This is a genomic window from Anaeromyxobacter sp. PSR-1, from assembly GCF_000964525.1.
In the GTDB taxonomy this organism is placed as follows: Bacteria; Myxococcota; Myxococcia; order Myxococcales; family Anaeromyxobacteraceae; genus Anaeromyxobacter.
Genome location: NZ_BAZG01000015.1, coordinates 1 through 12858 on the forward strand (window position 1 = coordinate 1; position 12858 = coordinate 12858).

Annotated in this window: 13 protein-coding genes; 4 read left to right on the plus strand and 9 right to left on the minus strand. The window is 75.0% G+C overall.

The window, feature by feature from the left end; all coding sequences use genetic code 11:
* A partial coding sequence (locus PSR1_RS04550; protein WP_237757814.1) for an SDR family oxidoreductase occupies nt 1-675 on the minus strand: 675 nt, incomplete at its 3' end.
* A 62-nt stretch (nt 676-737) separates the two neighbouring features.
* Here PSR1_RS04550 and PSR1_RS04555 point away from each other — a divergent pair.
* The gene (locus PSR1_RS04555) at nt 738-1664 is read left to right on the plus strand and encodes a LysR family transcriptional regulator (RefSeq protein ID WP_237757815.1); all 927 of its coding nucleotides are present in this window, start codon (nt 738-740) and stop codon (nt 1662-1664) included.
* A 5-nt stretch (nt 1665-1669) separates the two neighbouring features.
* Here PSR1_RS04555 and sigJ read toward each other — a convergent pair whose 3' ends face one another.
* Complete coding sequence (gene sigJ, locus PSR1_RS04560; RefSeq protein WP_059436450.1) at nt 1670-2584, minus strand: RNA polymerase sigma factor SigJ; 915 nt, start codon at nt 2582-2584, stop codon at nt 1670-1672.
* Nucleotides 2585-2723: 139 nt separating this feature from the next.
* Between sigJ and PSR1_RS04565 the strand changes: the two genes are divergently transcribed.
* Complete coding sequence (locus PSR1_RS04565) at nt 2724-3215, plus strand: carboxymuconolactone decarboxylase family protein (RefSeq protein WP_059436451.1); 492 nt, start codon at nt 2724-2726, stop codon at nt 3213-3215.
* A 9-nt stretch (nt 3216-3224) separates the two neighbouring features.
* Here PSR1_RS04565 and PSR1_RS04570 read toward each other — a convergent pair whose 3' ends face one another.
* On the minus strand, nt 3225-3824 hold the full coding sequence (locus PSR1_RS04570) for a hypothetical protein (RefSeq protein ID WP_059436452.1): 600 nt from the start codon (nt 3822-3824) through the stop codon (nt 3225-3227).
* A 153-nt stretch (nt 3825-3977) separates the two neighbouring features.
* Nucleotides 3978-5789, minus strand: coding sequence for a hypothetical protein (locus PSR1_RS04575; RefSeq protein ID WP_059436453.1), 1812 nt, complete (start codon nt 5787-5789; stop codon nt 3978-3980).
* 291 nt (nt 5790-6080) lie between these two features.
* On the opposite strand from PSR1_RS04575, the gene PSR1_RS04580 reads away from it, so the two are divergent.
* Nucleotides 6081-6551 carry a DoxX family protein gene (locus tag PSR1_RS04580; protein WP_059436454.1) on the plus strand — a complete coding sequence of 157 codons (471 nt, stop codon included), beginning with the start codon at nt 6081-6083 and terminating at the stop codon, nt 6549-6551.
* Nucleotides 6551-7390, plus strand: coding sequence for an alpha/beta fold hydrolase (locus PSR1_RS04585; protein ID WP_082100136.1), 840 nt, complete (start codon nt 6551-6553; stop codon nt 7388-7390). The genes PSR1_RS04580 and PSR1_RS04585 overlap by 1 nt, the downstream gene beginning before the upstream one ends.
* Before the next feature lie 3 nt (nt 7391-7393).
* Here the strand turns inward: PSR1_RS04585 and PSR1_RS04590 are convergent, their stop codons facing one another.
* The 5 genes from PSR1_RS04590 to PSR1_RS04610 all read right to left on the minus strand — a co-directional run bounded on the left by PSR1_RS04590 (nt 7394) and on the right by PSR1_RS04610 (nt 12618).
* Nucleotides 7394-8341, minus strand: coding sequence for a sigma-70 family RNA polymerase sigma factor (locus tag PSR1_RS04590; protein ID WP_059436455.1), 948 nt, complete (start codon nt 8339-8341; stop codon nt 7394-7396).
* An 88-nt stretch (nt 8342-8429) separates the two neighbouring features.
* The gene (locus PSR1_RS04595; protein ID WP_059436456.1) at nt 8430-9275 is read right to left on the minus strand and encodes a carbohydrate ABC transporter permease; all 846 of its coding nucleotides are present in this window, start codon (nt 9273-9275) and stop codon (nt 8430-8432) included.
* A 10-nt stretch (nt 9276-9285) separates the two neighbouring features.
* Nucleotides 9286-10233, minus strand: coding sequence for a carbohydrate ABC transporter permease (locus tag PSR1_RS04600; RefSeq protein ID WP_059436457.1), 948 nt, complete (start codon nt 10231-10233; stop codon nt 9286-9288).
* The gene (locus PSR1_RS04605) at nt 10230-11276 is read right to left on the minus strand and encodes an ABC transporter ATP-binding protein (protein WP_059436458.1); all 1047 of its coding nucleotides are present in this window, start codon (nt 11274-11276) and stop codon (nt 10230-10232) included. Before PSR1_RS04605 ends, PSR1_RS04600 begins: the two co-directional genes overlap by 4 nt.
* A 13-nt stretch (nt 11277-11289) precedes the next feature.
* Entirely contained in the window at nt 11290-12618 is a 1329-nt protein-coding gene (locus PSR1_RS04610; protein WP_059436484.1) for an ABC transporter substrate-binding protein, read from the minus strand.
* Nucleotides 12619-12858: the final 240 nt, after the last annotated feature.

Consider the following 12858-nt stretch of genomic DNA (forward strand, 5'->3'; position numbering starts at 1 on the left):
AGGAACGCCGCGGCGTGCGCGACGTCCTCGGGCCGCCCCGATGCGGCGGGCGGGGAGCCGCTCGGCCATCGCGGCGAACGTCGCCGCCTTGCCCTCGCCCGCGACGGCGTCCCAGATCTCCGTGTCCACCCAGCCCGGCGAGAGCGCGTTCACGCGCAGCGGGGCGAGCTCGAGCGCCGCGGCCCGCACGAACGCCGCGAGCGCGCCGTTCACCGCGGCGATCATCGAGCCCCGCGGCATGGGGCGATCCGCGGCGATCCCGGTGGTGAACGTGAGCGAGCCGCCCGGCCGGAGCGCCGGCGCCCCGTGCTTCGCGAGCAGCAGCGCGCCGAGCAGCTTCGAGTCCACCACCGCGCGGGCCGCCTCGAGGTCGAAGGCGGCGATGGGCTGGTAGGCGGGGACCACCGCGGTCGCGACCACGTGGTCGGCGGCCGGGACCTCCCGGAACAGCCGCACCACCTCGTCCTCGCGCCGGACGTCGGCCGCGACCGCCCGCGCCCTCGGGCCGGCGCCGAGCCCTCCCAGCGCCCGCGCCAGGCGCTCCGGGGAGCGGCCCGCCAGCACCACCTCGGCGCCGCGCGCCAGCGCCTCCCGCGCGACGGCGAGCCCGATCCCCGAGCCGCCGCCCACCACCACCACCGTCCGGTCCTTCAGCCCAGCAGGTGTCGTCGTCATGCGCGCATCCATGCGCGCCGCCGCCGCGCGACGCAACGGGACGATCCGGTATGCTTCGTCCCATGGACGAGATGATCGATCCGGGGGACCTGCGGCTGTTCGTGGCGGTGGCCCGGCACGCGAGCTTCGTGGGGGCCTCCCGGCGCACCGGCGTCCCCACCAGCACGGTGAGCCGGGCGGTGGCGCGGCTGGAGGAGCGGCTCGGGGTCCGCCTGCTGCACCGCACCTCGCGGCGGGTCTCCGCGACCGACGAGGGCGCGCGGCTGCTCGCGCGCGCGGCGCCGGTGCTGGATCAGCTCCGGGACGTGCTCGAGGACGCGGCCGGGCGCGACGGGGAGCCCACCGGCCGGCTGCGGGTGACCGCGCCCGTGGTCACCGGCGCGGAGCGGGTCGGCCGGGCGCTCATCGCGTACGCGGCCGCCCACCCGCGCGTCACGGTGGACCTGCGGCTCACCAACTCGGTGCTGAGCCTGGTGGAGGAGGCGCTCGACCTCGCGTTCCGGGTCGGGCCGGTGGCCGAGGCCGACGTGGTGGCGCGGCGGCTCTGGGCGATCCCGTACGCGCTGGCCGCGTCGCCGGCGGTGGTCGCGCGCGCGCTCGGCGGCCGCCGGAGGGTGGACGCGGCGGCGCTGGCGCGGGCGCCGGCGGTGGTGACGCACCCGGGCCGGCCGTGGCGGTTCCGGGGCGCGGACGGGACGCAGCGCGAGCTGAGGCCGAACGAGCGCTTCGCGGCGAGCGACCCGCGCGTCGCGGTCGAGGCGGCGCTGGCGGGGCTCGGCGTGGTGCGCGCGCCGGCCGAGATGATCGCGCGCGCGGGCGGGCTGGTGCCGCTGGAGTGCGCGCTCGGGGAGCCGGAGGGGCGGGAGCTGTTCGCGGTCTACCCGTCGCGGCGCCTCGTGCCGCGGCGCGTGCGCGAGGCCATCGACTGGGTGCGGCGGGCGGAGCCCGGCGGGGCGGACGGGCCGCGGCGCCCGCGCCGGCACGGCTGACCGGCTCAGGCGTCGCGGCGCTGCTCGACCCGGCGCAGCTTGTCCGGGTTGAGCACCGCGTAGAACGCGGTCACGCGCCCGCCGTCGGTGGCGATCGAGGTGGTCGAGAACGGCCGCCCGTCGAGGTAGGTGAGCATGGCCGGCTCGCCGTTGATCCAGACCAGCTCGCGCCGCATCCGGCCGCCGGCCTTGCGCGCGACGTTCAGCAGGAAGCGCACGATGCGCGCGCTGCCGCGGAGCCCGCGGGCGACGTGGACCTTCCCGCCGCCGTCGGAGGTCCAGGTGGCGTCGTCCGACACGAGCGCGAGCAGGGCCTGCTCGTCCGCCGCCGCGAGCCGGTCCAGGAGGCGGGCCACGAGCTGGTGCCGGGCCTCGAGCGGCACCTCGAACCGCGGGCGCCCCTCGCGCACCCGCAGCCGCGCCCGGTGGAGCACCTGCCGGCAGGCCTCCTCGCTCCGGTCGAGCACCCGGGCGATCTCCCCGTAGCCGGCGCCGAAGACGTCGCGGAGCAGGAGCGCGGCGCGCTCGTCCGGCGAGAGCCGCTCGAGCAGCACCAGGAACGCCATGGACAGATCGGAGGCCAGCTCGGAGCGCGCGTCGGCGGGCGGCGCGGCGCCGGTGAGGAGCGGCTCCGGCAGCCAGTCGCCCACGTAGCGCTTCCGCTCGCCGCTCGCCTGTCGCAGCCGATCGACCGCGAGCCGGCTCGTCACCGAGACCAGCCAGGCCTCCGGGTTCTGGACGTCCGAGCCGCCCGCCTCGTGCCAGCGGAGGTAGGCGGTCTGCAGCACGTCCTCCGCGTCCGGGACGGTGCCGAGCATGCGGTAGGCGATGCCGAACAGGCGAGGGCGGAGGCGCTCGAACACGGCGGCGCGGTCGCTCGGATCTGCGCCGGCGGGGGTGGAGGCGAAGGCGGTGGACATGCGTGGAAGACGATCGAGGGGAGGGTGGCGTGACCGCGGTCGCGTCGCTCGAACCGAACGGGGCGTCCGCGCGCCGCCGGTCACGGCGACGTGGCGGCGCCGTCTTCCGGGCATGAACCACGAACACCGAGGAGAGGCCATGCAGCCGAGGATCGATCACTGGAAGGTGGCGCCGGGTGCGCTGCGGGCGATGTACGCGCTCGAGCAGTACGTGCGGGGCTCGGGCCTGGACCTGACGCTCTACCACCTGGTCAAGCTGCGCGCGTCGTACATCAACGGCTGCGCGTTCTGCGTGGACATGCACACGAAGGAGGCCCGCGCCCACGGGGAGACCGAGCAGCGGCTCTACGCGGTGCCGGTCTGGCGGGAGACCCCGTTCTTCACCCCGCGCGAGCGCGCCGCGCTCGCCTGGACGGAGAGCGTCACGCTCATCGGCCAGACCGGCGTGCCGGACGAGGCGTTCGAGGCGGCGCGCGAGGAGTTCGAGGAGGCGGAGCTGGTCGACCTCACGATGGCGATCGTCGCCATCAACGGGTGGAACCGGCTCGCGGTCTCGTTCCGCGCGCCCGTCGGCACGTACCAGGTCGGCGCGAACCGCGCCCCGGCGGAGCCCGCCGCGCAGCGGGCCTAGGCATCGCCGCTAGCGCTCCGGCCGGGCCCCGGGCCGCGCAGGCCCGGGGCTCGCGCCGTCCACGCGCTCGGCGCGCGCCCGCGCGGCCCGCAGGATCATCCTGCGGATCCACGCGCTGAAGGGCCCGATCGCGAGCCAGTACGCGCCGAACGCGAGCCCGGCGCGCCGTCCGCGCGTCCGCACCCACGTCTCCGTCCAGAGCAGCGCGCCGCCGTCCCGCGGCTCGGCGCGGAAGTTGCCGACGGCCGCGAACTCCGCCGCCGCGAGCGCGCCTGCGAACGCGGCCGGCCCGTGCCGCGCCGCGGCCGGGCGCTGGACGCCGAACACCCACTCGCGGCCGGGCTCGTCCGCGAGCATGGCGAACGGGGCCGCGGAGAAGAAGTCCCGCAGCGCCTGGTCGGGAGCGTGCCCCAGCCGGCGCAGCGTGAACAGCGCCCGGACCGCCGGCAGGTCGCTCAGCCGGAGCGCGAGCGCGGCGGAGAGCGCGACCTCCGGCGGCGAGGCCACCGCGAGCGCGTGCCGCTCGAGCAAGGTCCAGCCCTCGCCGGCCCAGCCGTCCAGCGCGCAGCGGGCGCGCGGGGCGCGCCGGTTCGAGTACGGTCTCAGCACGTGCGGCTCCGGCGGCGCGGCGGCGCCCGATGTCCCCCCGCGGCCGCGCGTGATACGCCGCCGGGCGAGGCGCGCGCAAGCGGGCCGCGCCGGCGGCCCCGACCGGGTGGGTGCACCGTGGGTGCGGCCAGCGCGGGCCCGCGCGACGAGCCGTCAGGGCGCCAGCTCGACCGCGATCCCGTCGTCCCCCTGCGGCACGAGCGTGTCCTCGCCCACCACGATGGTGCCGCCGAACGTGCCGCCCATGGTGACCTCGTGGTCGGCGCCGTACGAGAGCGCCTGCGCGCGCGTCGAGCTGCACTGGCCGTTCGTCGGCACGGTGCGCGTCCAGAGCGGCGTGTTCGCGAGATCGAACGTGCGGACGGTCACCGCCATGCAGCTGCTCGAGTTGCCCGCCACCGCCGCCCGGCCGGTGGGGTCCACGCCCAGCAGCGCGGGCCAGAGCCGCTCCACGCCGCGCGCCCAGCGCGGCGTCCCGTCGGCCTCCAGCACCGCCAGCACCAGCGCGCCGTTGTCCACGGTCGAGTCGCCCCAGGTGACCGTGCCGGCGCGATCCGCCAGCAGCACCAGCGTCCCCTTGCTGGTGGCCCCGAGCCCGCTGAAGTAGCCGAGCGTGTCGTTGCGGACCGACCACTGGACCTTGCCGTCGGTGCCGAGCTTCACCACCTGCGCGGTCCACGCGGCCGGCGAGGGCGCCGGCGCGCCGTCCACGAGGCCGTTGTACGAGTGGCCGGCCACGTAGGCCTCGCCGGTGGGCGCGAGCGTGAGCGCGTCGAGCCACTGCGACGACCTCGACCAGAGCAGCTTGCCCTCCCAGGAGTACTTCTCGACCACCGGGGCGTACGTCTGGCGGGGGGCGCGGAACACCAGCGCCGACCCGGAGTCGTCGGTCGCGAGCTGGTTGACGCTCGACCCGGCCAGCGAGACCGTCCAGACGTGGCGGCCGTCGGGGCCGAGCTTCACCAGCGCCGAGTCCTCGATGGCCCCGCCGCCGAGATCGAGCCCGGGGCGCCCGCTGCAGTCGCCCCAGCACTGCGCGTCGACCGTCAGCAGCACGTTCCCGAGCCGGGTGACCGCCATGCGGAACACCGGCCAGCCGGCGTACGTGAAGCGCTTCGACCACACCACCTCGCCGTCGTGATCCCGCTTCTCGAGGCGGAGCGTGCCGCCGCCCGGGCCCGCCTCGTCCATGGTGGTGGAGAGCAGCACGCGCGATCCCTCCGCGTCCACGCCGACCGCGACGTAGGCGTCGGGCCCGGGGGTGCTCACGGTCGCGTACCAGCGCACCTGCGGGGCCGGCGCGGGCGCGGCGCAGACGTTCTGGTTGCCGCCGCCGCCGCAGGTCTGGCCCTCGGGGCAGGCGCCGCAGTCGAGCGTGCCGCCGCAGGCGTCGTCGATGCGGCCGCAGTCCTTCCCCTGGGCGGCGCAGGTGGTCGGCGTGCACGGCGCGGCCCCGCAGGTGTTCGAGGCCGTGCAGACCTTCCCGCTCCCGCAGGCGCCGCAGTCGAGCGTGCCGCCGCAGCGGTCCGGGATCGTGCCGCAGGTCTTGCCCTCCTTCGCGCAGGTGGTGCGGGTGCAGCCCGCCGACGGCGTCCCGCACACGTTCGGCGTGCCGGCGCCGCCGCAGGTCTGGCCCTGGGGGCAGCTCCCGCAGTCCAGCTTGCCGCCGCAGCCGTCGTCCACCTGGCCGCAGCTCTTCCCGAGCGACTGGCAGGTGGCGGGGTGGCACGCCGGCGCCCCGCAGGCGTTCGCCGTGCCGCCGCCGCCGCAGGTCTGGCCGTCGGGGCACCCGCCGCACTGGAGGAAGCCGCCGCAGCCGTCGCTCACCTGTCCGCACGACGCGCCCGCCGCGGCGCAGTCCGCCGGCGTGCAGGAGTCCCGCTTGCCGCCGCCGCTCGAGCCGCAGCCCAGCCACGCCACCACCCCGACGACGATCCACGCCGCCCGCCAGCCCGCGCGTCCCACGGCCGCCTCCCCGATCGCGCGTGAGACGCGATCGCCCCGGCGTCAAGGTGCCGTCTCGGGGAGCGCCGGGGCGACGCCCCGCGAGGCCCACACCCTGCTCGGTGGCGCGGAGACCCGTTTACGCCCCGTGGAGGACGCTTCGCGCGACGCCCCGTTCACGCCCCGATGAGATCTCCCTCCTGATCGTGTCGATCCGGCGAGGCGTCGATCGTCGTCGGAGGAGCCGGCGGGATGGACGCCGCCACGAAACCCCTCGGGCGCGAGCCCGGACCTGACGGACGGGAGCACGACATGGAGCTGACGACGGACATCGGTGGGCGGAGCGCGGCGGGCGTGGACCGGACGCGGGCGGGCGCGACGTCGAGGAGGGCGCTGTGGACCGGGCGCGTGCTGAGCGGCCTCGCCATCGTGTTCCTCGCCTTCGACGCGCTCGGGAAGCTGATGCGGGCGGCGCCGGTCCTGGAGGGCTCGCAGCAGCTCGGCTACCCGCTCGACACGGTGGTCGGGATCGGCGCGACGCTGCTCGCCTGCGTCGCGCTCTACGCGATCCCGCGCACGGCGGCGCTCGGGGCCATCCTGCTCACCGGCTACCTGGGCGGCGCGGTCGCCACGCACGTGCGGGTGGGGAACCCGCTCTTCAGCCACGTGCTGTTCCCCACCTACGTCGCCGCGCTGATCTGGGGCGGCCTGGTGCTGCGCGACCGGCGGCTGCTGGCGGCGCTGCTGCGCGGGCGCGCCGGCGCGGCGGACGAGGAGGCCTGATGGAGCGGGTGATCTCAAGGGACGGGACCGCCATCGCGTTCGAGCGGCACGGCGCCGGCCCCGCGCTCGTCGTGGTGGACGGGGCGCTGTGCAGCCGGGCGTTCGGCCCGGTGCCACGGCTCGCGCCGCTCCTCGCGCGCCGCTTCACCGTCATCGCGTACGACCGGCGCGGGCGCGGCGGGAGCGGCGACACGGCGCCGTACGCGGTGGCGCGCGAGGTGGAGGACCTGGCCGCGCTGGTCGAGGCGGCCGGCGGGTCGGCGGCCGCCCTCGGCTTCTCCTCCGGCGCGGCGCTCGCGCTGGAGGCGGCCGCGAGCGGCGTCCGCCTGACCGAGGTCGCGGCGTACGAGCCGCCCTGGGTGGACGACGGCGGCGGCGCGAACGCGGGCCACGACGTGGAGCTCCGGCGCCTGCTCGCCGCCGGGCGGCGCGGGGCGACGGTCCGCTACTTCATGCGCCGGATGGTCGGCGTGCCGGCGATGGCGGTCTGGGCGATGCGGCTGCTCCCGATGTGGCGGAAGCTGGAGGCGGTGGCGCACACGCTCCCGTACGACGCGGCGATCATGGGCGACTGGGCCGTCCCGGCGGCGCGCCTGTCGGCGCTGCGGGTGCCGGTCCTGCTGATGAACGGCGGGAAGACCGCGCCGGCGCTCGCCCGGGCGGCTCGCGGCGCCGCGGCGGCGATCCCCGGCGCGCGCCACCTGGAGCTCCCGGGGCAGACGCACGCGGTCGAGCCGGAGCTGCTGGCCGAGACGCTGGAGGAGGTCGCCTTCGGGCTGCAGGCCGCCGGGCGGTCGGGAGCGCCCGGGGCGGACCTGTGGGCCGCCGGGCCCGCCTGAGCGCTAGGACCGCAGCTCGGCCGGCAGGCCGAACCGGGGGAACAAGGTGGCCGTGTCGAGGAACGCGGTCCAGGCGGCGATCCCGCCGGCGGACGGCTCCAGCACGAGGAGCGCCCAGGGGCGGTGGAGGCCGGGCCCCGCGGCCCGGTACTGCGCGAACGCGGGGAGGCCGCTCGCGGCGGTGGGCACCAGGCGCGAGCCGCGGCACTCGGCGCCGGGCCCGGTGAGCCAGGCCGCCACCGCGTCCCGCCCCCGCAGCCAGAGCGAGAACGGCGGCATGGAGAAGCACGCGTCCTCGCGCAGCGTCGCGGTGAGCGCCGCCACGTCGAAGCGCTCGAAGGCCTCCACGTAGCGCTCGAGCAGCGCGGCCTCGGCCTCCGACAGCGCGGCGCCGGGCGCGGAGGGATCCCGCGCCGGCAAGGTCGCGCGGGCCCGCTGCAGCATGCTGTTCACGGCCGCGACGGACGTGTCGAGGTCGCCCGCGATCTCGGCGGACGACCAGCCCAGCACGTCCGCCAGCAGCAGCGCGGCCCGCTGGCGCGGCGGCAGCTGCTGGAGCGCGGCCACGAACGCGAGCCGGATGCTCTCGCGCAGCAGGGCCCGCTCGGCCGGATCGGCGTCGGACGGGAGCGCCTGCGCGTCCGGGATGGGCTCGATCCAGCGCTCCCCGGGGAGCGCCTCCAGCGGGTCCGCCACCGTGCCGGCCGGCCCGAGGTCCATCGGGCGGGCCCGCCGCGCCCGGTCCTCGAGCGCGTCGAGGCACACCCGGGTGGCGATCCGGTAGAGCCAGGTGCGGACCGACGAGCGCCCCTCGAACCGATCCAGGCTGCGCCAGGCGCGCACCAGCGTCTCCTGGACCGCGTCGTCCGCCTCGGCGGCGGAGCCCAGCATCCGGTAGCAGTGGCCGGTGAGCGCCGCCCGGTGCGTCTCCAGCTGATCGACCGTGACCATGCGAGCGAGGTCATAGCGGAGGACCGGCCCCGTGCGAAGCGCCACCGCCGGCCCCCGCGCGGGGCGGGGCGCGGCGGCCGGGCGCCCGTCACTTCACCGCGCCGACCGTGAAGCCGGCGATGAAGCGGTCGAGGAACACGTTGTAGACGATCGCGATGGGCAGGCTCGCCAGCAGGCAGGCCGCCATGAGCGAGCCCCAGTAGTAGACGTCGCCGCGCACCAGGTAGATCGGCACGCCCACGCTCACCGTCTGGTGCTCGGCCGACGAGATGAACGTGAGCGCGTACACGAACTCCTGCGTCACCAGGGTGAACGAGAAGATCACGACCGTCAGGATCCCCGAGACGGAGATCGGGATGACGAGCTTCACGAACGCGCCGAACCGGGTCAGCCCGTCCACCAGCGCCGCCTCCTCCAGATCCTTGGGGATGGCCTTGAAGAACCCCATGAGCAGCCAGATGGAGAACGGGACCGTGAACGTCGGGTAGGTGACGATGATCGCCCAGAGCGTGTCCTGCAGCCCGAGCTCCGCGACGACCCGGGACATGGGGATGAAGAGCAGGGTGGGCGGGATGAGGTAGGTGAGGAAGATGCCGATGCCGAGCTGCTGCCCCGCCGCGCCGGTGAGGCGCGCCAGCGCGTAGGCGGCGGGCAGCGCCAGCACGAGCGTGATGACCACCACCGCCGCGCCGGCCAGGGTGGTGTTCCAGAACCAGCGCAGGAACAGCGTCTGCTCGAACAGGAAGCGGAGGTGCTCGAGCGTGGGCCTCGCGTTGAAGATGAACGGGTTGTGCTCGACGTCGTACAGGTCCGACGTCTGCTTGAACGAGGTGATCGCCATCCAGTAGAACGGGAACGCGAGCAGCGCCGCGAACCCGGCCACGATCGCCCACCGGCCGATGCGCGTCGCGAGCGTCGCCTGGGTCCGGATCACGCGCGCCCCCTCACGCCACCTCGGCCCGGTGCGCGACCCGCAGCATCAGGACCGCCACCGCGACCAGGATCGGCACCAGGAACACCGAGATGGCGGCGCCCTCGGCCAGGTCCGAGCCGAGCACGCCGGTGAAGAACGCCAGCGACGGCAGCACCTGGGTGGTGTCGTACGGGCCGCCGCGGGTCAGGATGTAGACCACCGTCATGTCGGTGAAGGTGAAGACCACCCCGAACAGCACCGCCACGTTGATGATCGGCCGCATCATGGGGAGGGTGATCTCGAAGTGCGTGCGCCAGAACCCCGCGCCGTCCACCGCGGCGGCCTCCGGGATCTCCTTGGGGATGGAGGTCAGGCCGGCCAGCATGATCACGGTCGCGAACGGGATCATGCGCCAGGCGTGCACGGCGATGACCGAGCCCATGGCGAGCGCGGGCTCGCCCAGCCACATGGGCGGGTCGAACCGGTTCACCAGGTGCAGCTGGGCGAGCACCCAGCTCACCACCGAGTAGATGGAGTCGAGGATCCACTTCCAGCCGATGGCGCCGAGGCTGATCGGCGCGACCCACGGCAGCAGGATCAGGAACCGGACCGCCGCCCGGCCGCGGAAGCGCTCGCGCAGCGCGAGCGACAGCGCGGTGGCGCAGACCAGCACGATCACCTGCGTGGAGACGGTGAAGACGAACGAGTCGAGCAGCGCCCGGCGGAAGGTGGGGCTGCCGAGCACGCTGCGGAAGTTCTCGAGGCCGACGAACGACCAGCCCTCCGAGCCCACCGTGACGTCGCTGACGCTGTACAGGAACGCGAGCGCCAGCGGCAGGCCCACCAGCGCCAGGATGTAGACCACCGCCGGCGTGAAGAGCGCCACGCCGAGCCAGGTCGCGGGGGACGGCCCGCGGCGGCGCGGGACGTCGCGGAGCGCGCCGGCGGCCGGGCGCCGCGCCGCGTCGGCCGGGGTCATCGCCACGCCAGCTCCCGCGTCGGCACGCGCCGCTTCGTGCCCGGGTCGAACAGCCGGAGGTCCCGCTCCGCCACCGCCAGCGGGTGGACGGCGCCCTCGTCGAGGCCGGCGCTCGCGCCCAGCGTCATGCGCGAGACGACCTTGCGGCCGGCGAAGCGGCCGCCCTCCACCGCGCCGTGCAGGATGCGCTCCGAGCCGAGGTACTCGACCGCCTCCACCCGCACGTCGAGCGGCACCGCCGGGCCCGCCACCGTGGCGCGCGGCAGCAGGCTCTCCGGCCGGAAGCCGGCGATGACGTCGCCGCCGTCGAGCAGGTTCATGGGCGGCGAGCCCAGGAACGTCGCCACGAACGTGTCGGCCGGCTCGTCGTAGACCTCCTTCGGCGTGCCCACCTGCCGCACCACGCCCCTGTCCAGCACCACGATCCGGTCGCCCATGCTCATGGCCTCGACCTGGTCGTGCGTGACGTAGATGGTCGTGGTGCCCACCCGCGCGTGGAACTGGATCAGCTCGGCGCGCGCGGACGCGCGCAGCTTCGCGTCCAGGTTGGAGAGCGGCTCGTCCAGCAGGAACACGGTGGGCTCGCGCACCAGCGCCCGGGCCAGCGCCACCCGCTGCCGCTCGCCGCCGGACAGCTCGCGCGGCTTGCGCGCCAGCAGGTGGCCGATCCCGAGCAGCTCCGCGGCCCAGCGCACCCGCTCGCGGCGCCGGTCGCGCGGGACCCCGTGCGCCTTGAGCGGGAAGCCGATGTTCTGCTCCACCGAGAGGTGCGGGTAGAGCGCGTAGCTCTGGAACACCATGGCGATGCCGCGCGCGCGGGGAGGGAGCCCGGTGACCACGCGGCCGCCGATGAGCACGTCGCCGCGGGTGGGCTCCTCCAGCCCGGCGATCATCCGCAGGAGCGTGGACTTCCCCGAGCCCGAGGGCCCGAGGAAGACCAGGAACTCGCCGTCGCGGGTGGCGAGGTCCACCTCGTTCACCGCGGCGCCCTGGTCGGCCTTCCGGAAGATCTTGGTGAGCCTCCGCGTCTCGACGACCGCCACGCGCCCCTCCGGCTCACTTCCACTTGTCGAAGATGCGCTTCACCGCGGCCTCGGCCGCCTTCGCGGCCTCGCGCGCCGGCAGCTCGTCCCGCGCGACCTTCGCGAACATCGTCGGGATGACGAAGGTGTTGAACACCTCGTCGATGGCGGCGGTGGCGTAGCCGGGGTAGCCGACGTTGGTGGCCCACTCGGTGACGCCGGAGAGCACCTTGTACTTGTCCGGCGGCACACCCTTGGGGTCGTTCGACACCTGCTGCGCGAGGTCCGGCACCGTCTTCGGGAAGCAGGGGAAGTTGTAGAACTCGCTCGCCTTGAACGCGTCGCCGAACGCGTCCATGTAGTCGACCAGGAACTGCTTCGCGCCGTCCTTGTTCTCGGCGAACTTCCAGATGACGTAGCAGTCCATCACGTGCTCGGCGGCCATCCGGCGCACCGGTCCCTTCAGCGCGGGCACGATCTGGATCTTCTTCGACATCTCCGGGTTCTCCTTCTCGGCGGTGCGCGTCACCGAGATCGCGTTCAGCACGAAGGAGAGCTTGCCGGCCAGGATGCCCCGGTTGTTCGAGGAGGGATCCCAGGTGAACACCTCCCCGGTCTGCGCCTCCTTCTGCAGCGCGCGCATGAACTCGAGCGCCTGGACGGTCTGCGGCGAGTTGATGACCACCCGGCCCTCGGCGTCCTGCACCGAGCCGCCGAAGGACCAGAGCAGCGCGCGCATGGCCATGTTGGTGTCGAGCTCCTGCGAGAGCCCGACGCCGCAGGGGTTGCCGATCTTCTGCTTGATGGCCGCCGCGCCCTTGCGCAGGTCCTCCCAGGTGTCCGGGCCGTGCGGGAACCCGACCTGGGACCAGAGGTCCTGGCGGTAGTTGCCGGGATCCGGGACGTAGCTGTCGGCGAACGCGAAGTACTTCTTCGTCTTCGGGTTGAAGGTGGACTTGTGCCCGAGGTCGTTCACCTTGCCCCAGCGCTTCTCCACCTGCTGGTAGATCTCGGTGTGGTCGAGGACCTGCTTCTCGTACGCGGCGGGCGGCGAGAGGAACATGAACAGGTCGTGGCCCTTCTGCGCCGAGACCTCGGCGGCGGCGCGCGCGTTGATCTCCGGGATGGAGATGTGGTCCACGATCACGCGCGTGCCGTGCTTGTCGCCCCACTGCTTGCAGAAGGTGCCGTCGAACCACTTGTCGTAGCCCGGGACGAAGTGGCTCCACTGGATGATCTTGAGCGTCTTGCCCTGCGCGCGCGCGCGGCGCGGCAGCCCGGTGGCGGCCGCCAGCGCGCCCACGCCCGCCGCCTTCACGAACTGCCGCCGGCTCCACCTCGAGGACCCGCGATCGCCTGCCATGCCGACCACCTCCGGCGCGCGAACGCTCGCGCGCGATACCGTGACCACCTGCATCGGTAAGGACGCCCGCGGCTAGCGGCCGTGCGCCTGACGGGTCCGGCGCCCCGTCGCTTGGGGCCGCCCGCGCGTGATCCCTCCATGGCGACGGCCCGCGCGTGGGGGCCGCGCGCTCGGGGACGGCGCTGCCGGCCCGGGCTGGTGCTTGCCGCCCGGCCCGGGCGCAAGGTTGAATCGCACGGA

What these genes read in the sequence shown, in the direction of transcription:
- PSR1_RS04555 (WP_237757815.1), top strand. Translation starts at nt 738, where the DNA reads ATGGACGAGATGATCGATCCGGGGGACCTGCGGCTGTTCGTGGCGGTG.
- sigJ (WP_059436450.1), bottom strand. Translation starts at nt 2,584, where the DNA reads ATGTCCACCGCCTTCGCCTCCACCCCCGCCGGCGCAGATCCGAGCGAC.
- PSR1_RS04565 (WP_059436451.1), top strand. Translation starts at nt 2,724, where the DNA reads ATGCAGCCGAGGATCGATCACTGGAAGGTGGCGCCGGGTGCGCTGCGG.
- PSR1_RS04580 (WP_059436454.1), top strand. Translation starts at nt 6,081, where the DNA reads ATGGAGCTGACGACGGACATCGGTGGGCGGAGCGCGGCGGGCGTGGAC.
- PSR1_RS04585 (WP_082100136.1), top strand. Translation starts at nt 6,551, where the DNA reads ATGGAGCGGGTGATCTCAAGGGACGGGACCGCCATCGCGTTCGAGCGG.
- PSR1_RS04590 (WP_059436455.1), bottom strand. Translation starts at nt 8,341, where the DNA reads ATGGTCACGGTCGATCAGCTGGAGACGCACCGGGCGGCGCTCACCGGC.
- PSR1_RS04600 (WP_059436457.1), bottom strand. Translation starts at nt 10,233, where the DNA reads ATGACCCCGGCCGACGCGGCGCGGCGCCCGGCCGCCGGCGCGCTCCGC.
- PSR1_RS04610 (WP_059436484.1), bottom strand. Translation starts at nt 12,618, where the DNA reads ATGGCAGGCGATCGCGGGTCCTCGAGGTGGAGCCGGCGGCAGTTCGTG.